Source organism: Microbacterium sp. NFH-22A-Y, from assembly GCF_021401375.1.
Lineage (GTDB): Bacteria > Actinomycetota > Actinomycetes > Actinomycetales > Microbacteriaceae > Microbacterium > Microbacterium hominis.
The window spans coordinates 163,199-189,001 of the sequence record NZ_JACBGF010000002.1 but is presented as its reverse complement, the minus strand read 5'-3'; the positions used below and the strand labels follow the sequence as shown (position 1 = coordinate 189,001).

General features: G+C 70.0%; 27 protein-coding genes and 1 tRNA gene. 13 read left to right on the top strand and 15 right to left on the bottom strand.

All coding sequences use genetic code 11. The features are described 5' to 3' along the window. Positions 1 to 6: 6 nt before the first annotated feature. From L0965_RS06920 to L0965_RS06895, 6 genes are all read right to left on the bottom strand, one after another. Positions 7 to 1,263: a hypothetical protein gene (locus L0965_RS06920; protein WP_101307084.1), complete on the bottom strand. Its 1,257-nt coding sequence runs from the start codon at positions 1,261 to 1,263 to the stop codon at positions 7 to 9. Next, positions 1,256 to 1,669, bottom strand: coding sequence for an LPXTG cell wall anchor domain-containing protein (locus L0965_RS06915; protein ID WP_157831659.1), 414 nt, complete (start codon positions 1,667 to 1,669; stop codon positions 1,256 to 1,258). Before L0965_RS06915 ends, L0965_RS06920 begins: the two co-directional genes overlap by 8 nt. A 170-nt stretch (positions 1,670 to 1,839) precedes the next feature. Continuing rightward, positions 1,840 to 2,433 carry a hypothetical protein gene (locus L0965_RS06910; RefSeq protein WP_101307086.1) on the bottom strand — a complete coding sequence of 198 codons (594 nt, stop codon included), beginning with the start codon at positions 2,431 to 2,433 and terminating at the stop codon, positions 1,840 to 1,842. Next, positions 2,430 to 3,038 carry a hypothetical protein gene (locus L0965_RS06905; RefSeq protein ID WP_101307087.1) on the bottom strand — a complete coding sequence of 203 codons (609 nt, stop codon included), beginning with the start codon at positions 3,036 to 3,038 and terminating at the stop codon, positions 2,430 to 2,432. The genes L0965_RS06910 and L0965_RS06905 overlap by 4 nt, the downstream gene beginning before the upstream one ends. A 218-nt stretch (positions 3,039 to 3,256) precedes the next feature. After that, entirely contained in the window at positions 3,257 to 3,880 is a 624-nt protein-coding gene (locus L0965_RS06900; protein WP_101307088.1) for a hypothetical protein, read from the bottom strand. A gap of 207 nt (positions 3,881 to 4,087) precedes the next feature. Beyond that, positions 4,088 to 5,296, bottom strand: a complete 1,209-nt coding sequence (locus L0965_RS06895) for an MFS transporter (RefSeq protein ID WP_101307089.1) — start codon at positions 5,294 to 5,296, stop codon at positions 4,088 to 4,090. A 61-nt stretch (positions 5,297 to 5,357) separates the two neighbouring features. Between L0965_RS06895 and L0965_RS06890 the strand changes: the two genes are divergently transcribed. Both L0965_RS06890 and L0965_RS06885 read left to right on the top strand, forming a co-directional pair. Next, positions 5,358 to 6,032, top strand: coding sequence for a GntR family transcriptional regulator (locus tag L0965_RS06890; RefSeq protein WP_101307090.1), 675 nt, complete (start codon positions 5,358 to 5,360; stop codon positions 6,030 to 6,032). A 193-nt stretch (positions 6,033 to 6,225) separates the two neighbouring features. Further along, positions 6,226 to 6,933, top strand: a complete 708-nt coding sequence (locus L0965_RS06885) for a GntR family transcriptional regulator (RefSeq protein ID WP_101307091.1) — start codon at positions 6,226 to 6,228, stop codon at positions 6,931 to 6,933. 137 nt (positions 6,934 to 7,070) lie between these two features. On the opposite strand, the gene L0965_RS06880 is transcribed toward L0965_RS06885, so the two are convergent. After that, positions 7,071 to 7,157 (bottom strand) — tRNA-Leu (locus tag L0965_RS06880). Positions 7,158 to 7,428: 271 nt separating this feature from the next. Between L0965_RS06880 and L0965_RS06875 the strand changes: the two genes are divergently transcribed. From L0965_RS06875 to pknB, 7 genes are all read left to right on the top strand, one after another. After that, the gene (locus tag L0965_RS06875; RefSeq protein WP_060959616.1) at positions 7,429 to 8,160 is read left to right on the top strand and encodes a DUF3662 and FHA domain-containing protein; all 732 of its coding nucleotides are present in this window, start codon (positions 7,429 to 7,431) and stop codon (positions 8,158 to 8,160) included. After that, positions 8,157 to 8,699 (top strand): FHA domain-containing protein, encoded by a 543-nt coding sequence (locus tag L0965_RS06870; RefSeq protein WP_101307093.1) that lies wholly within the window; start codon positions 8,157 to 8,159, stop codon positions 8,697 to 8,699. Before L0965_RS06875 ends, L0965_RS06870 begins: the two co-directional genes overlap by 4 nt. Positions 8,700 to 8,709: 10 nt before the next feature. Continuing rightward, positions 8,710 to 9,948, top strand: a complete 1,239-nt coding sequence (locus tag L0965_RS06865) for a PP2C family serine/threonine-protein phosphatase (protein WP_101307094.1) — start codon at positions 8,710 to 8,712, stop codon at positions 9,946 to 9,948. Next, entirely contained in the window at positions 9,945 to 11,336 is a 1,392-nt protein-coding gene (locus tag L0965_RS06860; RefSeq protein ID WP_060959613.1) for an FtsW/RodA/SpoVE family cell cycle protein, read from the top strand. The genes L0965_RS06865 and L0965_RS06860 overlap by 4 nt, the downstream gene beginning before the upstream one ends. Continuing rightward, positions 11,333 to 12,793: a penicillin-binding protein 2 gene (locus tag L0965_RS06855; RefSeq protein ID WP_101307095.1), complete on the top strand. Its 1,461-nt coding sequence runs from the start codon at positions 11,333 to 11,335 to the stop codon at positions 12,791 to 12,793. Before L0965_RS06860 ends, L0965_RS06855 begins: the two co-directional genes overlap by 4 nt. Then, positions 12,790 to 14,514, top strand: a complete 1,725-nt coding sequence (locus L0965_RS06850; protein ID WP_101307096.1) for a serine/threonine-protein kinase — start codon at positions 12,790 to 12,792, stop codon at positions 14,512 to 14,514. Before L0965_RS06855 ends, L0965_RS06850 begins: the two co-directional genes overlap by 4 nt. A gap of 87 nt (positions 14,515 to 14,601) precedes the next feature. Next, complete coding sequence (gene pknB / locus L0965_RS06845; RefSeq protein ID WP_101307097.1) at positions 14,602 to 16,305, top strand: Stk1 family PASTA domain-containing Ser/Thr kinase; 1,704 nt, start codon at positions 14,602 to 14,604, stop codon at positions 16,303 to 16,305. 16 nt (positions 16,306 to 16,321) lie between these two features. Here the strand turns inward: pknB and L0965_RS06840 are convergent, their stop codons facing one another. Genes L0965_RS06840 through L0965_RS06830 form a run of 3 tightly spaced genes read right to left on the bottom strand, consistent with a single transcriptional unit; the run spans position 16,322 to position 18,055 of the window. Beyond that, positions 16,322 to 16,957 (bottom strand): aminodeoxychorismate/anthranilate synthase component II, encoded by a 636-nt coding sequence (locus L0965_RS06840; RefSeq protein WP_232783949.1) that lies wholly within the window; start codon positions 16,955 to 16,957, stop codon positions 16,322 to 16,324. Continuing rightward, positions 16,950 to 17,108: a hypothetical protein gene (locus L0965_RS06835; RefSeq protein WP_223848761.1), complete on the bottom strand. Its 159-nt coding sequence runs from the start codon at positions 17,106 to 17,108 to the stop codon at positions 16,950 to 16,952. The genes L0965_RS06840 and L0965_RS06835 overlap by 8 nt, the downstream gene beginning before the upstream one ends. Beyond that, positions 17,108 to 18,055 (bottom strand): class E sortase, encoded by a 948-nt coding sequence (locus tag L0965_RS06830; RefSeq protein WP_374198330.1) that lies wholly within the window; start codon positions 18,053 to 18,055, stop codon positions 17,108 to 17,110. The genes L0965_RS06835 and L0965_RS06830 overlap by 1 nt, the downstream gene beginning before the upstream one ends. Positions 18,056 to 18,110: 55 nt before the next feature. On the opposite strand from L0965_RS06830, the gene L0965_RS06825 reads away from it, so the two are divergent. Then, positions 18,111 to 18,350, top strand: coding sequence for a cell division protein CrgA (locus tag L0965_RS06825; protein WP_060959608.1), 240 nt, complete (start codon positions 18,111 to 18,113; stop codon positions 18,348 to 18,350). A 147-nt stretch (positions 18,351 to 18,497) separates the two neighbouring features. Here the strand turns inward: L0965_RS06825 and L0965_RS06820 are convergent, their stop codons facing one another. Together L0965_RS06820 and L0965_RS06815 are read right to left on the bottom strand one after the other, a co-directional pair. Continuing rightward, positions 18,498 to 19,340, bottom strand: a complete 843-nt coding sequence (locus L0965_RS06820; RefSeq protein WP_101307099.1) for a rhomboid family intramembrane serine protease — start codon at positions 19,338 to 19,340, stop codon at positions 18,498 to 18,500. A gap of 19 nt (positions 19,341 to 19,359) precedes the next feature. Continuing rightward, entirely contained in the window at positions 19,360 to 19,917 is a 558-nt protein-coding gene (locus tag L0965_RS06815) for a peptidylprolyl isomerase (RefSeq protein ID WP_060959606.1), read from the bottom strand. 91 nt (positions 19,918 to 20,008) lie between these two features. Between L0965_RS06815 and L0965_RS06810 the strand changes: the two genes are divergently transcribed. Then, on the top strand, positions 20,009 to 20,578 hold the full coding sequence (locus tag L0965_RS06810; protein ID WP_060959605.1) for a hypothetical protein: 570 nt from the start codon (positions 20,009 to 20,011) through the stop codon (positions 20,576 to 20,578). Between the two features lie 113 nt (positions 20,579 to 20,691). Continuing rightward, positions 20,692 to 21,174 carry an aminoacyl-tRNA deacylase gene (locus L0965_RS06805; RefSeq protein WP_060959604.1) on the top strand — a complete coding sequence of 161 codons (483 nt, stop codon included), beginning with the start codon at positions 20,692 to 20,694 and terminating at the stop codon, positions 21,172 to 21,174. On the opposite strand, the gene L0965_RS06800 is transcribed toward L0965_RS06805, so the two are convergent. After that, positions 21,158 to 21,595, bottom strand: a complete 438-nt coding sequence (locus L0965_RS06800) for an NUDIX hydrolase (RefSeq protein ID WP_101307100.1) — start codon at positions 21,593 to 21,595, stop codon at positions 21,158 to 21,160. The two genes, L0965_RS06805 and L0965_RS06800, sit on opposite strands and share 17 nt — an antisense overlap. Before the next feature lie 64 nt (positions 21,596 to 21,659). Further along, positions 21,660 to 23,558 (bottom strand): dihydroxy-acid dehydratase, encoded by a 1,899-nt coding sequence (gene ilvD, locus L0965_RS06795; RefSeq protein WP_101307101.1) that lies wholly within the window; start codon positions 23,556 to 23,558, stop codon positions 21,660 to 21,662. A gap of 76 nt (positions 23,559 to 23,634) precedes the next feature. Here ilvD and L0965_RS06790 point away from each other — a divergent pair, with 76 nt between their 5' ends. Further along, on the top strand, positions 23,635 to 24,489 hold the full coding sequence (locus tag L0965_RS06790; RefSeq protein WP_101307102.1) for a helix-turn-helix transcriptional regulator: 855 nt from the start codon (positions 23,635 to 23,637) through the stop codon (positions 24,487 to 24,489). Positions 24,490 to 24,504: 15 nt separating this feature from the next. Here the strand turns inward: L0965_RS06790 and L0965_RS06785 are convergent, their stop codons facing one another. Then, on the bottom strand, positions 24,505 to 25,803 hold the full coding sequence (locus L0965_RS06785) for an ABC transporter permease (RefSeq protein ID WP_308192903.1): 1,299 nt from the start codon (positions 25,801 to 25,803) through the stop codon (positions 24,505 to 24,507).

Below are 25,803 nucleotides of genomic sequence, written 5' to 3'. Positions count from 1 at the left end.
TCTCCCTTACTGCGCGATCATCGAAAGGTCCCAGGAGACCTTGCGGTTGGTGGTGGTGCCGACGCTGGGCAGACCGATCGCGCCCTGTGGGTTGTATCCGCGACCCCAGAACGTGCCGTCGCCACGCTGCCAGATGTAGTAGCCCTGCCCGGCGGCGAACTGGCGCACGTCGTCGTCGACCTTCGTCGGGGCCTGGGGCAGCTGACCATAGTCATCGCTGGCCCCGTAACCCCACAACGAGCCGTCGTTCTTGGCCATGACGACCCCCGTCAGGCCGAACTGCATCGAGGTGATGCCGCTCAGAGTGGTGACGAGCGCGGGCGTACCGGGGGTGCCGGATCGGTTGCCGATGCGCGTCGCAGACCCGCCCCAGCTGAGGAAGGTTCCATCAGACAGGAGCGCTCCTCCCATGGAGATGCCCCCGTCGACGGCGACGATGTGCGGCTGCCCGGTCGCGACGGTGGAGGCGAACCAGGGCGACAGTGATGTGAGCTTCACCGCCGTGGTCCCGCTGGAGTAGCCGGTCGGGGTACTGGAGGTGCCGCCCCACGCGTAGACGTCGCCGTTCTCCAAGATCACGAAGAAGTTCGTGTACGCGCCCTTGATGTAGACGGGTCGATTGCCGGCGACGGTGGGGTCGGGCAGTCCGGTGAGCTTCTGCGCACCCGAGACGGTCGAGCCGCCGTATGCACTGGATCCCCACTTGTACACCTCCCCCGTGTTCGTGATCGCCGCGCCGGCCATCTCTGTGGACGCGATCGTCAGAGCTCCGGTCAGGAGCGGCCCCGTGCCGTTCCATGCGGTGCCGATGCGGATCTGTCGGGGTTGATTGGCCGATGAGGATGCGCTCGTCCCATTGCGGCTGTTGTAGGCTCCCCAGCCGTATACGGTCCCGTCCGCCGCCAGCGCGTTGGCGTCGTAGATCATGCCGGAGATCTGCTTGATGCCGTCGGGAAGCGGGACGGCCTGAGGCGCGCGGTCGCCGAGGAGAGGTGAGGTCGAACCCGAGATCTCCGACGAGCCTCCGAACCATCCCCAGACGTACACGCGGCCGTCGTTGCCGAGCGCGATGCCGGTGTCGACCATGCGCGCGTTCCTCGCGAGCCCCGGCCGGAAGGGCGCCGACGCCTCAGCGGCGATCGAGTCCGTGCGCGCGTGAGCGACGTCCTGGTAGGCGGCACTCGTCCCCGCGACGCCGGCGAGGAGGCCGACAGCGGCGAGTCCGGCGGCCAGGGCGAGCAGGCGACGGTTCGTCTTACGCATCAGTGCGGGCCTTTCGTCGAGTGAGTAGCAAGACACCAAGGGTGAGAAGAGCGCCACCCAGAAGCAGGAACACGATCGGTGCCGTCCCACCGGTCTGCGCGAGGGGCGTCCGTGGATCGACCGCAACGAACTCGAACACGAGCTCGCCGCTGAGCCCCTGGTAGGAGTTGTCCGCCGAGCGCGGGAGGCTGGCGGTACCGGAGAGCGCATACGTCGCGCCTGCGGGCAACGAGGGCAGGACGATCAGCTGGCCGATGAGATCCCCCGCCGCCAACGGGCCGACCACGATGCCACCTGTCGCGTCGCGAACGGTGACCTCCAGTGGTGTCGCACCGACGAAAAGCGGTACGCGCTCGCCGCTGACCCGCAGCGAGAGAGGCACAGCGACGGAGGTGACGTTGGTCACGGTCATCGTCCAGTCCATGGCATGGCCGGGCGCAGGAGTGTCGATCCCGATCGTCGTGGGTGCCGCATCTATGAGATCGTCCTGGGCGGCAGCCGGAGCGGCGGCCGTCCATACGGTGAGAGCCGCCAGTAGGACAGCGGTCCTCCATGTACGGAGGCGGGAGATGCGCGTCATCGGCTCGTCCCGTTCGTCTGCAGTCCGATCGCCGTCGACGTGCCCGCCACGCTGAGACCCGCGCCGGTCGCGATGACGGCGTCGACCCGCACGTGGTGTTCGATGCCCGGCTCGACCGCAGTGAAGCCGAGGCCGGCCGCATTCACGGTGTCAGCGGTGGCGTCAGTGATCGCCGGTGTCGCCGAGCCGTCCAGGTACAGGCTGAACCGCAGCGATCCGAACAGATCGGAGGACTGTGGATCCGGGTCGTAGAGCGAGAGCATGAGATCGCCCGTGACGCCGGGGGTGCGGTTCGCGATCGTGACGTCGAAGCGCACCGGTGTTCCCTCCGTGAACACGGTGCCCGAGGTGACGGGAAGCACGACCGCGTCGGCTCGAGTCACCGCGTCCTGTAGTTCGTTCTGTGCGTCGCGCACCGCGATATCGAAGCGGTGGGGGTTTCCGATCCCCGATCCTTCGCTGCCGGTGCCCAAGAAGACGAGAGCGGCGTCGGTGTACGCGGCAGCGGTGACCCCGCCGCAGGCGAGGAGGACAGCGCCGGCGGCGAGGAGCAGGCGTCGCGTCCCGGAGCGGCGAGGAGTGCCGGTCATGAGTTCTCCGCTTCGAAGTGGAACTGTACGGCTGTGCTGGCGCCCTGCCATCGGTTGTCGACACTCGGCGGCAGATCGATCTGCACGTCCAACACCATGTCGTCGCCCGAGGCGAGTGCGGCGGACCACACGTACGTCGTCAATGCGGTCGCAGGGACGTGGTCGAAAAGGACGGTCGATCCCTGCTTCACCGTGAAGACGAGCTGATCGAACAGCTCGACATAGCGCCCGGTCGTCGGGTCGATCTCCTGCCCGCGGGGCTGAGGATCGACGATGTCCAACGAGAGCGTCCCGGCCAGCGCGGGACTGTTGTTCTGAACGGCAACCCTCAGCACGAGCACGCCGCCGGGCGCGAGCGTGGCCCCGCTGTGCAGCGCGACCTCGTACGCATCAGGGTTGCCCTGCTGCCAATCCGAGGGACTCGGCTCCCACCCGGTTGCGTCGCTGCCGGCGGTGCGGATGTCGAACGTCGTGCGCGTGCCGTCCAGCGCGACGCGCACATCGGCGAGATCGACGAACGCTGCGGCGGTGGTGAGTGCGCCGATGGCGAGGACGGCACCGGCGGCAATGATGAGCCGACGGGCCCCGCGTCTGAGGACGGGCATGGGCTCTCCTTCTGGGCTGCTCGCGGATGTGCACGCGCACTCGTACGCTGCCGGAGCGTCAGAGAGCTGCGTACCTGGAGAGGGCCCGCGGGACGGGGCGGACGCATCGGCACGTGGGGAGACCGAGCGTCGGCCGGGCTGGGGACTCGGCCTTCCCGCGAGCGGCCTTGGGGTGCACGCTCGCGGTCGGGTGAACGTCCCCGCCCCGCGGGAGTCGGCTACGGCTGGACCGAGATCGCGTCGAAGTGGGCCTGCACGTAGGAGACCTGCCCCTGCAGGGCGTTGTTGTCCGCGGCCGATCCCTGATCCGGGAGCGTGATCGCGACCTCGAGGGTGCCCTGCTCGCCCGTCAGGTAGGTGCCGAGATCGAGATCATCCACAGTCGCCTGCGTGGCGTCGGTGACGATGTCCGTGCCGTCGAGCGTGATTGTGTAGCGCAGGGCCGCGACCATCGCGGGGTCGGACGTGTAGCCCGGGCGATCCTGCAGGGAGAAGGAGATGTCTGCGCTCAGCGCCGGGCTCTCGTTGCGGAACGGAATGGCGACACTGATGGTGTCGCCGGGAGTGATCAGCTGCGACCCCGGGACGTTGATGTTGACGCCCGCTTCGGTGTCGGCCTCCTGCCACGTGCCTGCCACGGGGTTGCCGTCGGCGTCCGTGCCGACGACCTGGATGTTGAAACGGTTGTTCCCACCGATACCGCTGTCGTCGGTGCCGTTGCCGAGGTTCAGGTTGGCGAAGTCGGTGAAGGCGGCGGCCGTGACGAGGCTGGCAGCGCCGAGCAGCGCTCCTCCCGCGATGAGGAGGCGCTTACGGCCGGGAACGCGTGTCTTGGTGTCCATGGGTGTCCTTTGCGTGGGGTGAGCGCGCGACTGTGGTGTCGCACGGAGTACGGCACTGCGACACCATCGAGAGATGGCGCCCGCCGCCGGGAGACGAGCGACCCGACGCGAAGTCCCCCTTGCGCCGCTCGGCTCGTCCCGCGATCACTGTACCAATTTTCTTTGGTTATCGCAAAGGAGAAGAACTGTTCCCTTCAGGGCCCTGCGCTACATCGACCCGGACGCACCGTCCCGCCGCGGGGTGACCATGAGCGCCATCAGCGGCGTGACTCCGATCAGTCCGAAGGCGACGGGATAGCCGACGGCGGCGATCAGTGCACCGACGAACGGACCGACGGCGGAGGCGGCGAGGAACTGTCCCGTGTTCTGGATACCGAGGGCACGACCCGACCAGAAGGGCCCGGCCGCCTCGGCGACCGACGTGTAGGCGAGGCCGTTGTCGGCGACCGAAACCGTCGAGGCGACGAGGTACAGCACAACGACCAGCGGGTCGAAGCGCATGGCGCCGGCCACGGCGAGGGCGACCATGACCAGCACCCCCGCGCCCGCCACCCATCGCAGTACGCCGACACGGGTGCCGACGCGGTCGCTGAGATGACCGACCAGGATTCGGCCACCAGCGCCGACGAACTGCGAGACCGCGACGAGGGCACCCGCCTCGGCCGCGCCCCATCCCATCGCTGCCACGAGCCACACCATGCCGAAGATCGAAAGCGCGAACTGCGGCACGACCAGCAGCGCGGATGCCACGTGGATGCGGACCAGGAAGTCGTTCGCGCGGTACGGGCTGACCGCGGCATCCACGGGTCCGGATCCGCGCGCCGGTCGCGGAGGATTGCGGATCCCCCATGCGCACAGCACGACGAGCACCCCCGTGATCACCCCCGTGACTACCATCGGCGCCGCGAGCCCGCGCATCGCCAGCGGGGGCACGATCAGCGCGGCCACCGCCACCCCGAGCGGCTGGGACATCTGCCGGATCCCCATCGCGAGGCCTCGGCGCCGGGCAGGGAACCATCCGATCACGACGCGACCGCTCGCGGCGTTCGCGCTGGCCGACGCCGCGCCGCCGAAGGCGAGCAGGACGCCGAGCAGCAGGTAGCCGTCGTCGCTCACGGCGGCCGCCGCGAAGGAGGCCGCCGCGGTGAGCACGAGCCCCGCGACGATGATCTCGCGCTCCCCGTACCGATCGGTGAGGACGCCCCACGCCACCAGAGTGCACACCATACCGAAGGTGGGTACCGATGCGAGCAGGCCTGCCTGCGTCAGCGGAAGGCCGCGTTCGCTGTGCAGGAGCGGGATCAGGTAAGCCGGCGTCGACACCAACAAGGTGCCCGCCGCCTGAGCCAACACGCCCAGCGTCAGCATTAGCCAAGCACGCGCGGGCGCGGCCGTGGAAGTCCTCGTGATCAGCATCGCGGCGTCCTTTGTCGGATAGAGTGCTGGTATACCAGTCTGGTACACCAGGAGAGTAGCCGTGACCCCGCCCGCCCCCTACGACCGCCTCCGCGCCGCCGTCCTGTCACTCGACCTGTTGCCGGGTGAAGGATTGAGCGAACGCGGCCTCGAATCGCTCCTCGCTGCGTCGCGCACACCCATCCGCGCCGCCCTGATGCGCCTCGAGAACGAAGGGCTCACCGTGCGGGATGGGCGCAGCTGGCGCGTGGCCCCGATCGACCTCAGCGAGATCCGGGCGGTGATGGAGTTTCGTGAGGCGGCCGAGGTCGCCGTTGTGACTCTCGCCGTAGAGCGCGCTGATGAGGCGGAGCTCGACAGCTTCGCCGCCCTCCTCGACGAGAGCGGCACACACGACGATGCCGACACCGTGCTGCGTGACGGCAGCGACTTCCACATCGCGCTCGCACGTCTGTCGCGCAATCCGTTCCTCGTGGATGCGGTGTCCGGGGCGCTCCTGCGCCTCAGCCGAACCCGGTGGCTCGAGGTGCGCAGCGCGGCGTCGCGCGCGCAGGCGCGAGCCGAACACCGAGAGATCGTCGCGGCGATCGCGGCACGGGATCCCGAGCGGGCACGTGAACTCGTCATCGCACACGGACGCGGGACGCGCGACCGTGTGCTCGCCGTTCTGTCCGCAGAGCGAGGGCGTCTGCGCGGACGCGGCCTGTCGATCGTGGAGTCCGCGGTGACGAGATGAGCGGCCGGCTCCCTGCCAGCGTGGCCGACACCACGCATCCTGACGTCGCTCACGGCGAAACCGCGGATCACGACCCCCCAGCGTCGCGACGGCGTCATTCTCTGGTCGGCACCCCCTGCGATCCTGGGCGGCGCCGCCTACGGCGAGATCCGACCTGTCGCAGCGTCTGCGCGCGACGTACCATTCGATGCAGATGAGTGACACCCTTTCTCCCATCGAACTCACCAGCGGGATGATCCTGAGCGACGAGATCTACGCCCGCATCGGTGCGGCGATCGCCGACGGCACGTTCCCTCCGGGCCATCGGCTCCGCGACGTCGAGCTCGCGCGGCAGCTCGGCGTGTCCCGGACGCCCGTGCGTGAGGCGCTGCAGCGACTGGAGCGCTTCGGGCTCGTCGAGATCGCCGTCGGCCGCTACACCCGGGTCACCGCTCCCGACGATGCGCTCCGCCGCGACACCGGCGAGTTCGCCGCGTACTTCCTGGGCAACGCGGTGAACCTGGCCGTCTCCCGGTGCTCGGACGAGGACCTCGCCGACATCGTCGGCACCGTCGACGCCGCCCTCGCGGGCATCGACGCGGGCGAGCCGGCAGCGGTCTTCGCCGCGGCATCCGCTTTGGGGCTCCTCGCCACGCGGGCGACCGGCAACGGGGTCTTCCTCACGATCATCCGCGAGACCTCGATCGTGGTGCAACGCAACCTCCGGGGGTGGTCGGGCGTCGTCGCCAGACCGGCACCGCGCCGCGAGAACTGGCAGCGGCTGCGCGACCGCATCGCCGCGCGCGACGCGGTCGGCGCGGAACAGGCCATCCGGACGCTCTACGGCGTGACGCCCGGCGCCGCGCCGGCCAATCGTGAACGGGGTGACCAGCGAGGGCCGAATGTCGACTCAGCCGAGTGAGTGACCTTCGCACACCCTGAAGTCTTCGAAGACCGTGAACAGCAGAAAAGGCCACCCCGGAGGGTGACCTTTTGCATCGCACCGTAGGAGACGAGATCACCATCGGCACAGCCGGGCTGATCTCCGTCGTCTTCCTGTGGTGCGCGAGGGGGGAGTTGAACCCCCACGCCCTTTCGGGCACTGGCACCTGAAGCCAGCGCGTCTGCCTATTCCGCCACTCGCGCGAGCCGCGACATCCGAGGATCTCACGGACTCAACTTCCCGAGGATATCACGAGACGGGAGGCGTTTCGACTCGGCGCTGCGCGCCTCGCTCAACGCACGGGCGGCGCTGCGCGCCTCGCTCAACGCACGGGGGGCGCACGGGGCGGGCGGGGCCCCCGGTCGTTGAGCGAGCGCAGCGAGTCGAAACGCGACGCCCGACATCGCACGTTCCGCGTGCGCTCAGCCTGTGCAACTAGCATGTACGCACCGGTCGGCGATCCTGAGGAGCCCTGTGGGACTACTGGACAGCTTCGAGAAGGGACTCGAGCGCGCAGTGAACAGCGCGTTCGCGAAGTCCTTCCGTAGTGGCATTCAGCCCGTCGAGATCGCGGCCGCCCTGCGCAGCGAGCTCGATGCGAAGGCTGCCGTCGTCAGCCGCGACCGCATCCTGGCCCCCAACACGTTCGAGGTGCGCATGTCGCCGGCGGATGCCGAGCGCATGCTGTCCCTGGGCAGCGCGCTCGACTCCGAGCTGCACACGCTCGTCGATGCGCACGCGAAGGCGCAGGGCTTCACGTTCGCGGGACCCGTGACCATCTCGCTCACCGCGGATCCGACGCTGTCGACGGGGACGCTGCGCGTGGCATCACAGACGGCCGCCGGCCAGGTCGCGTGGCGCGGCGTCGTGGAGATCGCCGGAGCGCAGCACCCCCTCGCGAAGGGGCGCACTGTCATCGGGCGCGGCAGCGACGCCGACATCACCATCCCGGATGCCGGCACCAGCCGCCGCCACGTCGAGATCCTCTGGGACGGCGAGCGCGCGATGGTCCGCGACATGGGCTCCACCAACGGCACGCAGCTGAACGGAACCAAGATCGCGGAGGCCCCGCTGCCGCCCGACTCGGTGATCACGATCGGACGCACCGACATCGTCTTCCGCGTCGTCGCACAGGCGACGCCTCCCCGCCCCACCACCTCTGCCGCCGACGCGACCCGCGCCTTTGGATTCGGAGGATCCGCGTGAGCGAGTTGACCCTCCTGCTGCTGCAGATCGGATTTCTGATCCTGCTGTGGTTCTTCGTGTTCGCCGTCGTCTACTCCCTGCGCGCCGACCTCTTCGGCGTGAAGGTTCGAAAGCTCCCCGAGCCGGCGGCCGCGGGGCTCGCCCCGGCGGCGGCATCCGCTCCCGCGCAGGCCGCCACGGCGCCCATCGCCCCCGCCGCCCCCGCGGCGGCGCCCACACCGAGCGGGCCGCAGAAGGCGACCCGCGACGCCGTGTCGCGCATCGTCATCACGAGCGGACCGAAGGCCGGCCTCGAACTCCCCCTCGGCTCCGAGGCCCTCACGATCGGCCGCTCCAGCGAGTCAGGGCTCGTCATCCGCGACGACTACACGTCCAGCCATCACGCCCGCCTGCTGCTGTGGGGCGACCAGTGGATGATCCAGGACCTCGACTCCACCAACGGCACCTGGCACGACGGCGCACGCGTGAGCACCCCGGTGCCCGTGCGCGTGGGCGCACCGATCAAGGTCGGCGCGACGACGTTCGAGCTGAGGAAGTAGCCCGCGGCTCATGGTGTTCGAGGGATCGAGCGTCGCCATCTCCCATACGGGGAAGGTGCGCTCCAACAATCAGGACTCGGGCTACGCCGGCTCGAACCTCTTCGTCGTCGCCGACGGCATGGGCGGCCACGCCGGCGGGGATGTCGCCTCGAGCATCGCCGTCCACCGTCTGAAGGAGCTCGACCACCCGTACGGGTCCACCGGTGAGGCCGAACAGGCCCTTCAGGAGGCGATCTCCTCCACGGCGGCCGTGCTCATCGAGACCGTCGCACGCCGGCCCGAGCTCGCCGGCATGGGGACGACCGTCAGCGGCCTCATCATGGTCGACGACTACGCCGTCATCGCCCACATCGGCGACTCCCGCATCTACCTGTACCGCGACGACGCGCTCACCCAGATCACCACGGACCACACCTTCGTGCAGCGCCTGGTCGACTCGGGTCGCATCACCCCCGAGGAAGCGCGCTACCACCCCCGCCGGTCGGTGCTCATGCGCGTGCTCGGCGACATGGATCCCGACCCCGAGGTCGACACCTTCATCATGCCGACGCAGCCCGGCGACCGCTGGCTGCTGTGCTCCGACGGTCTGTCCGGGGTCGTCGACGACGCCCACACGAGCAAGGTCCTGGGCCACCACTACCCTCCCGGGCGCACGGCCGACCTCCTGCTCAAGCAGGCCCTCGACGGCGGGGCTCCCGACAACGTCACGGTCGTCATCGTGGACGTGGGCGGCAGCCACCCCATGTTCAGCGGGACCGCCACCATCGTCGGCTCGGCATCCAACCCGCAGGGCGTCGAGGTTCCGGCCGCCCGACCCGGTCGCACCAGCTGGCTGCACTCGGCGCGGCAGGCCGCGAACGAGCCGACGCACTTCGAGCCCGCCGCCGAGTTCCTCGAGGAGCTCATCGAGGAGGATCGGCGCCGCGCCCGCCGTCGACGCGTGTGGTGGGTGGTCGGGCTGCTGACGATCCTCCTCGCGCTCGCGGCGGCGGCGCTGGGCGCCTACAGCTGGACCCAGACGCGGTACTTCGTGGGCGCCGACACCGACACCGTCGTCATCTTCCGCGGCATCCAGCAGGATCTCGGTCCGCTCTCGCTCTCCTCGGTCTACGAGGACACCGGCATCTTGCTGAAGGACCTGCCGTTCTACCAGCGGCTCGCTGTCACCTCGACCATCTCCGCGCGGTCGCTGTCCGACGCGGAGCAGATCGTCGACACACTGCGCACCACCGTGGAGGATGAGCGATGAGCGCGTCGACCGACACCGTCCAGACCGATACGACGGTCGTCAAGGCGTTGCGGAGACTCCGCGTGCCGCAGACGCAGCGCAATCGCGAGCTGGGCCTGCTGCTGTTCGCGTTCGCGATCAACGGCGCCGCCATCGCACTCGTGCAGCTGGGCGCGCTCGGCCACATCGACTGGACGTTCCTCTACTACTGCGGCGCACTGACGGTCCTCGTCCTGGGGCTGCACATCGTGCTGCGTTTCAAAGCGTCGCAGGCCGATCCCTTCGTCGTCCCGATCGCGACCGTGCTGTCGGGACTCGGGCTCGCCATGATCTACCGCATCGACATCGAGGATCAGAGCACCGGCTGGGACGCCCTGTCCACGCGCCAGCTCGTCTGGCTCGCGATCGCCACGGCGGCGGCCGTCGCGATCGTCGTCTTCCTCAAGAACTACCGCGTGCTGTTCCGCTACACGTACGTGTTCGGTTTCGCCGGCATCCTCCTGCTCGTGCTGCCGTTCATCCCGGGCCTCGGCACCGACGCCAACGCCGACGTCTGGATCTCGATCGGCGGCATCTTCTCGTTCCAGCCGGGCGAGCTCGCCAAGATCGCGCTCGCGATCTTCTTCGCCGGCTACCTGGTGCGCACCCGCGAGGCGCTGAGCTCGGTCGGCACCCGCTTCCTCGGGATGACCTGGCCACGCGCCCGCGAGCTCGGTCCGCTGCTGCTGATCTGGCTCGCCTCGATGGCGATCATCGTCTTCCAGCGCGACCTCGGCACCGGTCTGCTGATGTTCGGCATGTTCATCGCCATGATCTACGTGGCGACCGGCAAGACCAGCTGGGCGGTGCTCGGCGTGCTCCTCGCCGTCGGCGGGGCGATCATCGCCTCGCAGGTGCTGACGTACGTCGGCTGGCGCTTCCAGAACTGGCTCGACGCCTTCAACCCCGCCGTCATCGATCGCGACGGCGGCAGCTACCAGCTGGTCAGCGGCATCTTCGGACTCTCCGAGGGCGGGCTGCTCGGGACGGGACTCGGTCGCGGACGCCCCGGCCTGACGCCGCTGTCGCAGAGCGACTACATCTTCCCCAGCCTCGGCGAGGAGCTGGGCCTGATCGGCGTCTTCGCGATCCTCTGCCTGTACATGGTCTTCGCGAGCCGCGGCATCCGCATCGGTATCGCCGGACAAGACGACTTCGGCAAGCTCCTCGCGACGGGCCTGTCGTTCACGATCGCCCTGCAGGTGTTCATCATGGTCGGCGGCGTCACCCGCCTGATCCCGCTGACGGGTCTGACGACCCCGTTCCTCGCGGCCGGCGGCTCCTCGCTGGTGGCCAACTGGATCATTGTCGCGCTGCTGTTGCGGATCTCGGATGCCGTGCGCTCCCGACCCCGGGTGGTGATCGGATGACCCGCGAGCTGCGACGGCTGTCGTTCATCATGCTGGCGATGTTCATCGCCCTGTTCGGCGCGACCAGCTGGATCCAGGTCGTGCAGGCCGGCGACCTCGGCGAGAACCCGCGCAACAAGCGCGCCCTGTACGACGCCTTCGAGGTGCAGCGCGGGTCGATCATCGCGGGCGACACCGTGATCGCCGACTCCGTACCCAGCGACGACGTGTACGCGTGGCAGCGCCAGTACGTCGATCCGCAGATGTGGGCGCCGGTCACCGGCTACATGAACCCGCTGCTGAACTCCCTGACGGGTCTCGAGCAGTCCATGAACAAGGAGCTGTCCGGCACCGCGAGCTCGCAGTTCCTGTCCCGCGTCGAGCGGGTGATCACGGGTCAGCCGGCCCGCGGGTCCAACGTGCTGCTCACCCTCGACCCGACCATCCAGAAGGCCGCCTTCGACGCCCTCGGCAGCTACCAGGGCGCCGTCGTGGCGATGGACCCCACGTCCGGACGCATCCTGGCGATGGTGACCAGCCCGAGCTATGACACCAACGCGATGGCGGTGCACAACGCCAAGCAGGTCAACACGACGTACGACGAGCTGCTCAGCGCGGCGGTCAACCCGCTGGAGAACCGCACGATCGGCACCCTCAACCCGCCCGGCTCGACGTTCAAGCTCGTCGTCGTGTCGGCCGCCCTGTCGTCCGGGAAGTTCACTCCGGACTCGACCTTCCCGAACCCGGCGACCTACACCCTGCCCGGCACCTCGACCTCCATCCGCAACTTCGACGGCAACACGTGTGGACCGGGCGACCAGGTCACCATCGCCACCGCGCTGCGGCTGAGCTGCAACATCCCGATGGCCCAGCTCGCCGTCGCCCTCGGCCAGGACGCGCTGCGCGCCGAGGCGGAGAAGTTCGGGTTCAACGGCGCCGACCTCGACATCCCCCTCGCGGTCACGGGATCGGTCTACCCGACCTCGAAGCTCAGCGATGCGCAGGTCGCGCTCAGCGGTTTCGGCCAGGGCGACGTCACGGCGACGCCGCTGCAGATGGCGATGGTCGCGGCCGGTATCGCCAACGACGGGGTCGTGATGAAGCCCCGCATGGTCGACCGCGTCGTGGCCCCGGATCTGACGGTGCAGGAGAGCTTCGCCGACACCGAGCTGGGCCGCGCGCTCAGCACGACGGATGCCGCGACGATGACCTCGCTGATGATCTCGAATGTCCGTGACGGCGCTGCCAGCGGTGCAACAATAGACGGGGTCGATGTGGCCGGGAAGACCGGGACGGCAGAGCACGGGGCTTCGGATCCGTACACGCTCTGGTTCACGGGCTTCGCCCCGGCGCAGGATCCGAAGGTGGTCGTCGCCGTCATGGTGGAGAACGGCGGAGGTCTCGGGCAGTCCGGCACGAGCAACGGGATCGCGGCTCCAATCGCGAAGAAAGTCATGGAGGCGGTGCTGAGCAGATGAGACCGACACAGGGTGTGAGCTTCGGTGGACGCTACGAGCTGGACTCGCGGATCGCGATCGGCGGCATGGGCGAGGTCTGGGAGGCCACCGACCACGTGATCGGACGCACCGTCGCGATCAAGATCCTCAAAGACGAGTACATGGGCGACCCGGGCTTCCTGGAGCGTTTCCGTGCCGAGGCCCGCCACGCGGCGCTCGTCAACCACGAGGGCATCGCCAGCGTCTTCGACTACGGCGAGGAGAACGGCTCGGCCTTCCTCGTGATGGAGCTCGTGCCCGGCGAGGCGCTGTCGACGATCCTGGAGCGCGAAGGGTCGCTGTCGACCGACAAGACGCTCGACATCGTCGCGCAGACCGCCGCCGCCCTGCAGGCCGCCCACGCGGCCGGCCTCGTCCACCGCGACATCAAGCCCGGCAACCTCCTGATCACGCCCGACGGGCGTGTGAAGATCACCGACTTCGGCATCGCGCGCATCGCGGACCAGGTGCCTCTGACGGCGACCGGACAGGTGATGGGCACGGTCCAGTACCTGTCGCCCGAGCAGGCGTCGGGTCACCCGGCATCCCCGGCGACGGACATCTACTCGCTGGGCATCGTCGCCTACGAGTGCCTGGCGGGCAAGCGCCCCTTCACCGGTGAGTCGCAGGTCGCCATCGCGATGGCGCAGATCAACGACGCTCCGCCTCCGCTGCCGGCCACCATCGCCGAGCCGGTGCGCAACTTCGTCATGAGCATGATCGCCAAGAAGCCCGAAGACCGGCCGGCCACCGCGTCGGCGGTCGCCCGGGCCGCCACGGCGCTGCGTCGCGGCGACGTCGCCGGGGCGGTGGCGATCGTCCCCGCGATCGCGGGAGCGATGGCGCTCGACGACGTCACCAAGCTGCTCACTCCGGGGATGGCGACCCAGGAGGCGACCCGCATCCTGCCGACCGCCGCCGCGCTGGGTTCGGCGGCGGACGCGGGAGCGCCCGCCGAGGAGCCGAAGAAGAAGCGCAGCCCGTGGACGTGGCCGCTCGTCGCGCTCATCGCGCTGCTGCTGATCGTCCTCGGCGGCACGCTGTTCGCACTGTTCGCCAACCAGGGCGGGCAGCCGACGCCGACGCCGACGACCACGTCGACGACGGCCTCCCGCACACCCACGACTCCCACGCCGACGCCCAGCAAGACGACGGTGTCGATCGACAGCCTCGGACTGATCGGAAAGACGTGTGACGAGGCGCAGTCCATCGCCACCGCGAACGACGTCCAGATCACGTGCGAACGCGGCTCCGCCGCTCCGACCGACGCCGAGATCGGCAAGATCTACCAGACCAACCCGACGCGCGGCGAAGTCCCCACCGGCAGCATCATCACGGTGACCTTCTACGACGAGATGTCGCCGATCGGCACGCCCACGGCGCCGACCGTGACGAACGATCCCAAGGGGTCGCAGACGTTCACGGTGACGTGGGAGGCCTTCAGCTGCCCGGCCGGGTCGTCGGTCACGGCGTACAACTTCACGGTGATCAACGGCACCTTCAACGCCAACGACAGCACGACCTACCAGTCGCCGACCGCACCGCGCAGCTTGCAGGTGACCGCCGACAAGGACGTGCAGCCGGGATCACTCATTCTGGTGAAATACACCGCTCAGTGCGGCGACCGCGAGAGCGGCTCCTCGCAGGAGGGCCAGGCGCAGATCCCCACGGCGAGCACGTCGACGGGAACTCCGGCGCCCTGAGCGGCGAGCCTCCTGGGACGGGGGCGCCCCAGGAGGCGTTCAGCAGGGTTCGATTAGGCTGGCGGTGAGTCAGCCCAGGGGAGAGAAGTGTCGGGAGAGCAGCGTGTGCTGTCCGAGCGGTACCGCGTCGATGAGCTCATCGGCCGCGGTGGGATGGCGAGCGTCTACCGTGGACAGGATCTGACCCTCGGCCGCCAGGTCGCGATCAAGGTCCTCAAGCGCGAGCTCGCCGACGACAACGCCTTCCGCACCCGTTTCCGGCTCGAGGCGCAGTCCGCCTCGAGGATGTCGCACCCGGCGATCGTCCGCGTCTACGACGCCGGAGAGGACACCGAGACCGACCCCGACGGCACGGCGCACCAGGTTCCGTACATCGTCATGGAGCTCGTCGAGGGCACCCTGCTGAAAGACCTGGTCGCCGATGGCGGTGTCGCCGTCCCCGATGCCATCCGCTACGTGGACGGCATCCTGGAGGCCCTCGAGTACTCGCACCGCGCGGGCGTCGTGCACCGCGACATCAAGCCGGGCAACGTCATGGTCACCGCGGCCGGCCAGGTCAAGGTGATGGACTTCGGCATCGCCCGCGCCGTGTCCGACTCCTCCTCGACGGTCGCCGAGACGACCGCGATCATCGGGACCGCCGCCTACCTCTCGCCGGAGCAGGCGAAGGGCGAGCCGGTCGATGCCCGGGCCGACCTCTACTCGGCCGGCATCGTCCTGTACGAGCTCCTCACCGGCCGTCAGCCGTTCCGCGGCGAGTCGCCCGTCGCCGTGGCGTACCAGCACGTCAGCGAGACGCCGCTGGCACCCTCGGAGCTCGTCGACGCGATCCCCCGCTCGGTGGATGCCGTGGCCCTGCGTGCTCTCGCCAAGGATCCGTTCCAGCGCTACCAGGACGCGGCGTCCTTCCGACAGGCGCTCGACGCGACCCTCGAGGGGCGCGCACCCACGAAGAAGCAGGTGGGGGCGCTCACCAGCGAGCTCTACGGCGCCAACCCGCGGCAGGCGGCCGAGACCGCGCGGTCGCTCCGGCAGCTGACCGCGGACACGACGATGAGACGCACGCAGGCCGGCCCGCCCGCGGCCTGGATCTGGGCGGGCGTCGCCGTGCTGGCGGTCGTCCTGATCTCCGTGCTGATCTGGGTGATGACGAGTCGCCCGGGCACGCCCGTGCCCCAGAACTCCCGCATCGTCGAGGACGTCACCGACATGTCGTGGGACCGCGCGAGCGAGACGCTCACGGCCCAGGATCTGCAGCCGCGGCGCGTCGACCAGAGCAGCGACCAGATCACGGAAGGCAACGTCATCCGCACCGATCCGGGCGCGGGCACCACGGTCGCACCGGGTCAGTCGATCACCGTCTACGTGTCGACGGGCCAGCAGACCAGCGCCGTGCCCGCGCTCACGGGTCTGTCGTCCACGCAAGCCGAGGCCGCTCTGAAGACGGCGGGCCTGCAGCTGGGCGCGGTCACGACCCGCAGCGACCCCGATCTGGCGCAGGGCATCGTGATGTCGGCCGACCAGACCGAGGGAGCGCAGGTGCCCGTCGGCACGCGCGTCAACCTCACGGTGGCCAGCGGCAAGGTCGCGCTGGTGAATCTGGTCGGCTACACGGTGGAGGCCGCGACGCGCGAACTCGAGTCGGACGGCCTGAAGCTCACGCCGACCGTCGTCGAGGATCCGTCGTGCCCCGCCAACCCCGGCACGCCGATCGTCGCCGGACAGTCGTTGCCGCCGGGAGACGTCCCCATCCACTCCACGGTGGAACTGCGGGTCTGCTCCGGCACCTGACCGGCCGCGAGCGGGCTCAGCCTCGAAGCGGGTGCAGTCGCGCGCCGCGCGCCGCCGCACCGGGCACGCCCACCCGTTCGAGCCAGTTTCCGAGCAGCAGGTAGCCGCCCTCGGTGAGCACCGCCTCCGGGTGGAACTGCACCCCCCACAGCGGCAGGTGGCGGTGGGCGAGTCCCATCACCACCCCCGACGCCGTCTCGGCCGTGACGTCGATCTCCTCCGGGAGCGTGTCCCGCCTCACAGCGAGCGAGTGGTACCGGGTCGCCGTGAACGGCGACGGCAGTCCCGTGAAGGGGACGTCCCCGCGATGCCGCACGCGCGAGGTGGTGCCGTGGCGCAGTTCGGGCGCCTCCGCCACGGTCGCCCCGAAGGCGACCGCGAGGGCTTGGTGCCCCAGGCAGACACCGAGCAGAGGGATGCCGGCGGCAGCGGCGGCGCGGACGACGGCGACCGACGACCTCGCGTCCTCGGGACGTCCCGGGCCGGGGGAGACCAGCACGCCGGCGAACGCTCCGATCGTGCGGACCGGGTCGGCGACGGCATCCGCTTCGACCATCTCGGTGTCGGCGCCGAGCTCGTGCAGGTAGCCCACGAGCGTGTGCACGAAGCTGTCGTGATTGTCCACGACCAGCACGCGCGCGCGATCAGCCACCGACAGTGGCCTCCTGCGGGTTGATGAACTGACCGACCCAGGGGAACACGTACCAGAACAGGCCGTAGAGCACGGCGGCCAGCAGGACGAGGAGGATGAGCACCCGCACCCAGGCCGGGCCGGGCAGGACGCGCCACAGAGCGGCATACATCAGGCGGTCACTCCCTGAGTCAGTGAGGCGGGGGCACCCGCGGCGGTCGGGGTGAAGCTCTCGAACACCGCGTAGGCGATGATGCGCTCGAGCATGTTGAGCTTGGGGGCGCAGCTGGTCAGCGTGAGGTAGCGGCCGTTCGCCGCCAGACCGACCTGCTGCGGCACGGGGAGGAGGACCTCGACCTGGGTGTCCTGCACGTACTCCAGCGTGCGGAAGCGGTAGGTGTACCAGCCGTCGGGCGTCTGGATCACGATCGCGTCGCCGATGACGAGCTTGTCGATCGGGTCGAACGGGGCACCGGAGGTCCAGCGGTGCGCGGCGTAGACGGTGTTGCCGACCTCGCCCGGCATGGCGGTGTCGGTGTAGTGACCGATCTCGCCCGCGTCGAGGATGTCGCGACGACCCGTTCCGGCGGCGACCGTGAACTGCCAGTTCGGACCGAAACGAGGGATGAACATCACGCCGAACTGCTGGCCGTAGTCCTGCTGGGCCAGGACGGGCACGACCGGATCACCCGTCTCGGTCGGAGACGCGCTCGGTGTCGCGCTGGGCGAGCCGGATGCCGTCGGGTCGTCGCTCGGCTGCTGCAGCCAGCTCTGCGACAGCGCGCTGGCCTCGTTGTGCTTCTGCGAGCCGATGATCAGGTCGCCGATCCACATCTGCCAGGCGACGTACAGGAGGGCGACGACACCCGCCGTGATCAGCAACTCGCCGAGCACGCCCAGGAAGGACGCGCGCCGTCGCGGACGCGCGGGGGTCACGACGGGGGTCGCGGGAGCCTCCGCGGCCGGTGCGGCGGAGGTGGCGGGGGCGGCGGCATCCGCGGACGAGGGGGTCGACGGACCGCCCGCACCGTCCTGTGCGGCGAGTCGACGCGCGCGACGCGACGTGTGCTCACCCGGGCCGGCGACCCGGGGCCCGTCGTCGCCCATACCCTCGTTCACGGTGCGATTCTCGCACAGCATGGCTGAGGGAGACCTGCCAGGTAGAATCTTCGCCATGGCACGTTCAGGCAAGGAAGACGAGCAGCTCGCGGAGTACGGCGAGGGCGAGTCCGCACCCAACCCGGTGTGGTTCAAGCCCATCATGCTCGGGCTCATGATCCTCGGTCTGCTGTGGGTGATCGTGTTCTACCTGAGCAACCAGGCGCTGCCGATCCCGGGCATCGCCGGCTGGAACCTGGTGATCGGCTTCGGCATCGCCTTCATCGGGTTCCTCATGACGACGCGCTGGCGCTGACCCCCGCACGACCCGTCGTCCGCGCTGTCCACAGGCGCATCCCCCTGTGAATTACACCGGTGTGATTCATCCCCATGTGTGGATGAAGCTGTGGATAACTCTCTCCCGCGGCACCCGCGGACCCCGCCTCCCGCGAGGCGGACGGCGTCAGGCGTACACGAAGAGCGGCACCGCCAGCAGCGCGACGAGCCCGACGGCGACGGCGATCAACAGCCAGGTCTGCAGCGCGCGCTGACGGATCTTGCGGGTGCGCGCGAAGATCACGCCGATCAGCGCCCCCACCAGACCGCCGCCGATGTGCGCCTGCCAGGCGATGTTCGAGCCCGGCAGGAACGTGATCACCAGGTTGATCCCCAGCAGCACCGCGATCGCCGTCACGTTCGCGCCGAGGTGTCGGCCGATGATGAACATCGCACCCAGCAGACCCCAGACCGCGCCCGAGGCGCCGACGACCACCGTCGCCGGCGCGAGCAGTGCCGTGAGCACCGACCCGCCGACCGCACTCAGGACGTACAGCGTGAGGAACCGCCACCGCCCGAGCAGCGGTTCGAGGCTGCGCCCCAGCGCCCACAGCGCGAGCATGTTGAACGCGATGTGCCAGATGCTCGCATGCACGAGCGTCACGGTCACGAGCCGCCACGGCTCGGTGTAGGCCAGGGGGGCGTAGAACGCGAGCGTATTGCGCACGGTCGCGCCGACCCCGCCGGGGATCAGGCCGATGAGGTAGAGGGCGCTCGTGACGATCAGGAGGGCGTACGTGACGACCGGCTTGCCGTCGAGTCCGGCCACGCGGCGCCGCGGCATCCGCGTGACGTTCGCCGCCTTGCGCTGGTCGGCCAGGCACTCCGGGCAGATGACTCCCACGGGCAGCGGCGTCTGGCACTCGGGGCAGATCGTCCGCAGGCAGCGCTGACAGAGCACGAAGCTCTGGCGATCCGGATGCCGGTAGCAGAAGTTGTCCGGGTTGGTCCGGAGTTCGGAGTCGGTCACGCCGGCCGGTTCCGCGCGATCAGGCCGCGACGACGTCGATGGAGCTGATGACGACGGGCTCGATCGGGCGGTCGCCCGCGGCGGTCGGGACGGCCGAGATCGCGTCGACGACGGCGCGCGACGCATCGTCGGCGACCTCGCCGAAGATCGTGTGCTTGCCGTTGAGCCACGGCGTCGGGTCGGTGGTGATGAAGAACTGCGAGCCGTTCGTGCCCTCGGCCTTACCGGTGATCGCGTTGCGACGCAGACCCGCGTTGGCCATGGCCAGCAGGTAGGGCGCGCCGAAGGTGAGCTCGGGGTGGATCTCGTCGTTGAAGTTGTAGCCCGGCCCGCCGACGCCCTGGCCGAGCGGGTCGCCGCCCTGGATCATGAAGTTCGGGATGATGCGGTGGAAGATGACGTCCTTGTACAGCGGGCCCTCACCCGGCTTGCCGGTCGCCGGGTGCGTCCACGCCTGCGAGCCGTCGGCGAGACCGGTGAAGTTCTGCACGGTGCGGGGTGCGTGGTCTCCGAAGAGGTTGACGACGATGTCGCCGTGGTTGGTGTGGATGGTCGCGACGGCGGTGTGGATCGGCATGCCTAGCATTCTCTCACCTGTCAACCCCTCGCAAGGCCCGGGAGGTCTGGCAAGATGGGATGAAACCCAGCCGGAACCCAGGGAGGGCACCGTGAGCCTCAGCCGCAAGCGCAAGAAGGAACTCCGCAAGCTCCAGCACCAGGCGAACACGCTGTGGGAGTCGCAGCAGGTCCTGATCGGACAGGCCGGCGAGGTCGCCCGCGAGGCGGGACGCCAGCTCGGCAACTACAACCGCGAGCAGGTCGTGCCCACCGTGCAGCACACGTATGAGAAGTACGCCGCCCCGTACGTCGAGCAGGGCGTCGCGACCTCCAAGAAGGTCTACAACGACAAGGTCGTCCCGACCGCCGGTGCCCTGATCGGCTCGGCGCTGTCGGTGTGGGATGCCGCGAGCGAGAAGCGTCACGACCTCGCAGCCGGTCGCGGTTTCGGCTCGATCGACCTGGCGGCCATCCAGAAGAAGGCCGACAAGTACGGCAAGAAGGCGACCAAGCAGCTCAGCGTCGCGGCACCCAAGAAGCGCATCGGCGCCGGCGGTGTCATCGCGATCCTGCTCGGCGTCGCCGCGGCCGCGGGCGTCGTCTACGCCGCCTGGCAGACACTGCGCGCCGACGACGAGCTGTGGGTGGCGGACGACCCGCTTCGCGCACCGGATGCCTGAGCAGCCCCGGTCGCCGAGCTCCCGCAGCCCCCGGTCGTTGAGCGAGCACAGCCCCCGGTCGTCGAGCTCCCGCAGCCCCCGGTCGTTGAGCGAGCGCAGCGAGTCGAAACGCCATGACTGATCCGCTCGCGCGCGTGCGCACCGCCGCCGCGGCGCGCGGTCTCGACATCGAGCTGCGCGAGCGACCCCCGGCATCCAGTCTCGACGAGGCCGCGCGGTTGCTGGGTCTCCAGCCGGCCGACATCGTGAAGACCCTCGTGGTGAAGAAGTCGGACGACACCTACCTGTTCGCGCTGATCCCCGGAGACCTGGCGATCTCGTGGCCGAAGCTGCGCGCTCTCGTCGGCGTGAACAAGCTGCGCCTGCCGGAGCCCGAGCTCGCCCTGCAGGCGACCGGGTACGAGCGGGGGACGATCGTCCCCATCGGCAGCACGACCGACTGGCCGGTGTACGCGGACGCGTCGATCGCCGGGCGCCGCATCGCGATGGGCGCCGGCGCGCACGGGTACAGCCTCTTCGTGGACGCCGACGAACTGATCGCCGCCTACGACGCCACGGTCGCCGACATCTCGCAGCCGGTCAGCCCGACGCGCTGAGGGCGAGGCCGGCCATGCCGAGCGCCACGTCGACCAGCTTCACCCGTTGCGGCGGAAGGGCGCTGAGCGGAAACCACTCGGCGCGGTCGGTCGACCCGTTCTGCTCGTGCCGCAACCGGCCGCCGGTCACCTCGGCTCGGTAGACGATCCGCAGGGTGTGGAGCGGTTCCGTGTCCTCCGCATACACGCGTCTGCTCGCGGGGATCACGCGGGAATGGATGCCGAGCAGCTCGCCCACCCGCACGCGGAAGCCGGTCTCCTCCCAGACTTCACGGCGGGCCGCGTCGACGGGGTCCTCACCGGGCTCGAGGCCACCGCCGGGCATGGTCCACGCGCCGCGGCGCCCCTGATGCCAGTGGGCGAGCAGCACGCGATCGTCCGCGTCGACGACGACGGCGTACGCCGCAACCCGCAGGTCCATCCCGTGAGCCTAGCGGGCGCGCCTATGACGCCGGGAGGCGTCTTTTCCCCGTCGTGCACGCGGGTCAGACGGCCGCGGTCCGCAACTCCCGGTCGCGCAGGGCGCGCTCGACCGCCTCGACGTCGCGCACGGCGCCCCGGTCGGCCGACGTCGCCATCGCGGCGTAGGCGCGCAAAGCGAGCGACACGGGCCGGTTGCGGTCGCGGGGCGCGTAGCCGCCGTCCGCCAACAGCCGGGCACGCCGACGCTCGAGCTCGTCGTCGTCCACGCGCAGGCTCATGCCGCGCGAGGGGATGTCGATGTCGATGATGTCGCCGTCTTCGACGAGCGCGATGATCCCGCCGCTGGCCGCCTCGGGGGAGACGTGTCCGATCGACAGACCCGACGTGCCGCCGGAGAACCGACCGTCGGTGACGAGGGCGCAGACCTTGCCCAGACCGCGGCCCTTGAGGAACGAGGTCGGGTGCAGCATCTCCTGCATCCCCGGCCCGCCCTTCGGTCCTTCGTACCGGATGACGACGACATCGCCCGGCTGCACCTGCTTGCCGAGGATCTTGGCGACCGCCTCCTCCTGCGACTCGCACACGACCGCCGGTCCCGAGAAGACGAGGATCGACGGATCGACGCCCGCCGTCTTGACGACCGCCCCGTCGACGGCCAGGTTGCCGCGCAGCACCGCGAGCCCGCCGTCGGCCGAGTACGCGTGCGCGGCGGACCGGATGCAGCCGTTCTCGGCATCCTCATCCAGCGCCGCCCAGCGTTCGGACTGCGAGAACGCGCTCGAGGACCGCACGCCGCCGGGGGCCGCATGCCACAGGTCGCGGGCGGTGTCGGACGCGGTGCCTCCGCGCACGTCCCACTCCGCCAGCCACGAGGCGAGGGAGTCGGAGTGGATGGACGACACATCCTCGTTGAGCAGACCCGCGCGGTGCAGCTCGCCGAGGATCGTGGGGATGCCGCCCGCGCGGTGCACGTCCTCCATGTAGTACATGCGGCCGTACGCCGGGTTGGGGGCGATCTTGGCGAGGCAGGGCACGCGGCGGGAGATGGCGTCGATCTCGTCGAGCCCGAAGTCGATGCCGGCCTCGTGTGCCGCGGCCAGCAGATGCAGGATCGTGTTGGTCGATCCGCCCATGGCGATGTCGAGCGCCATGGCGTTGGCGAAAGCGGCGGGACTCGCGACCGCCCGGGGGAGCACCGAGGCGTCGTCCTCGTCGTAGAAGGCGCGGGTGATCTGCACGGCGACCTCGCCGGCCTTCTCGTACAGGGCGCGGCGGGCCGTGTGCGTCGCGAGCACCGATCCGTTGCCGGGGAGGGCCAGGCCGAGGGCCTCGACGAGGCAGTTCATCGAGTTCGCGGTGAACATCCCCGAACACGAACCGCAGGTCGGGCAGGCGTTCTCCTCGATGCGCTGGATGTCGGCATCCGACACGGTGTCGTTGGCCGCCTCGGAGATCGCGTCGACGAGGTCGAGGGTGCGGACGGTCCCGTCGACGAGGGTGGCGCGGCCCGACTCCATCGGCCCGCCCGAGACGAAGACCGTCGGGATGTTCAGACGCAGCGCCGCCATGAGCATGCCGGGGGTGATCTTGTCGCAGTTGGAGATGCACACCAGCGCGTCGGCCTGATGGGCGTTGACCATGTACTCGACCGAGTCGGCGATGAGGTCGCGCGAGGGCAGCGAGTACAGCATGCCGCCGTGGCCCATCGCGATGCCGTCGTCGACGGCGATCGTGTTGAACTCGCGCGGGATGCCGCCGGCGGCGGAGATCGCCTCGGACACGATGCGACCGACCGGCTGCAGGTGGGTGTGGCCGGGGACGAACTCGGTGAAGCTGTTCGCGACCGCGATCATCGGCTTGCCGAAGTCGGCCGCGTTGACACCGGCGGCGCGGAAGAGAGCACGGGCGCCGGCGGCGTTGCGGCCGTGGGTGACGGTGCGGGAGCGCAGAGGGGTGGGCATGGTTCCACCCTGGGGGCCGGCGGCGGTCGGCGGAAGTGGCTGCTGATACTAGTAGTGGGAGCACTAGGTTTGTGGAGTGACCGATGAGCACCCCCATGACGTCCGTGACGACGGCCGTCAGCAACGGCGGGAGCTCGGATCGTTCCTGCGCCGGCAGCGCGAGCGCCTCGACCGCTCGGCGTACGGTCTCCCGCCCGCCGGACGCGGACGCACGACGGGCCTGCGCCGCGAGGAGGTGTCGTACCTCTCCGGCGTGAGCGTGACCTGGTACACGTGGCTCGAGCAGGGCCGCGACATCCATCCCTCGCGCCAGGTGCTCGACGCCGTGGCGACGGCGCTGCGCCTCACCGATACGGAGCACGACTACGTCCTGAGCCTCGTGGGACTCGCTCCGAGGCCCGCGGTGCGCGCGGGAGCGGTGGACGTCGCCCCCGCGCACGTCCAGCGCTTCCTCGATGCGCTCGACGAGCACCCCGCCTACGCGCTCGCGCCCGACTGGGGCATCGCGGGGTGGAACCGCGCCTACGCGCGGCTCTATCCGGGGGTCGCGACCACGACGGCCGAGGATCGCAACCTGCTCTGGCTGGTCTTCACCGATCCGTCGGTGCGCTCGCTCCTGGACGACTGGGATGACACGAGCCGCCGTTTCCTCGCCGAGTTCCGCGCCGAAGCGGGCCCTCGACTCGGCGACCCTCGGTATCGCGACCTGGTGGCCCGCCTGTCCGCCGCGAGTGATGACTTCCGTGCGCGCTGGAACGAGCACGGCGTGAGCGGGTTCCGCTCCCGCGAGCGCGTGTTCCGGCATCCGGTGCTCGGACCCCTCGTGTTCGAGCACCACCAGCTGCGCCCCTCCGACGAGACCGATCTGCAGCTCGTCGTCTACGTGGCGGATGCCGAGACGCGAACGCGCTTCCACGGCTCGGCATCCTGAGCGGACGCCTCTCGGTCAGCTGCGCAGGGCCACCACCGGCTCGATCCGCGCCGCGCGGCGCGCCGGGATCCATCCCGCGACGAGTCCGACCACTCCGCCGAGGACGGCGCCGGCGGCGGCGAGCAGCGGGTCGAGGACGGGGACCCAGCCCGCGACGAGCGAGACCACGAGCACACCGAGCACCGCGAGCGCGGCCCCCATGATGCCGCCGAGCAGCCCGATGACGACCGACTCCACGACGAACTGCCCGGCGATCTGCCGCGAGGTCGCCCCGAGGGCGCGGCGCAGGCCGATCTCCGGTGTGCGCTCCATCACGGAGAGCATCGTCACGTTGGCGATGCCGAGGCCGCCCGCGAGGAGCACGATGACCCCGAGCGCCACGAAGACGATGTTCACATCCGATTGCACGCCGCGGCTGAGGTCGCTTCCGGCGCGGGGCGCGGCGACCTCGACGGCATCCGGATCGGCGGGGTTGAGGGTGAGCGGCGCCTGGTCCTTCACCTGCGGCCCGGCGCCGACGACGATCCGCGCCTGCACGCTGCCCGGTCCGCCGAGGCCGAAGTCGGCACGGGCCGCGCCGGTCGGGACGATCACGGCGTCGAGCAGGTCGGCGCGACGTTCGAACCCGTCCACGATGCCGATGACGGCGTACGCGATCCCCCCGATGAAGATCGACGGTTGACTGTCGATGCGGTTGATCGAGAGACGCTCCGCCACGCGGGCGCCCACCACGGCGACGCGGTCGCCGCGCCGATCGTGACCGAGGTCGAACATGCGCCCCGCCTGGACGGTGCCGCCGATCGTGTCGAGCAGCTCCGCGGATGCCGCCACGATCGGCGGGGCCGCGGGCAGAGCGATCGAGGGGTCGTTGACCGGCACCGCGGTGACGGTCGCGCCGTCGGGAAGCGCCACGTCGGACAGGAGCACGGCGGACTCGACGCCCGCGAGGCGCTCGACGCGCTCGACGGCATCCCACGGCAGCCGCGCGGTGGCGACCTGTCCGCCGCCCCGCGTGCTCGCCGTCGACGGGGTGATCTCGATACCCGTCGCCGCGGCGGCGTCGAACTGTCGCGCGATCTGTCCCGCGGCCGTCTGCGCGAAGCCGAGTGTCGCGACGAGGGCGCCGACGCCGAGGACCGTGCCCGCGAGGGTCATCACGAGTCGCGCCGGTCGTGCGCCGATGTCCACCGTCGCCTCGGCGACGAGGTCGGCCGCGGAGAACCGATCCGCGCGGGCGACGGGCGGGATGAGCCCGTCGACGCCCGCTTCCTCGGCGGGAGGACGGCGGTCGCGGCGACGCGGAATCCATCGCAC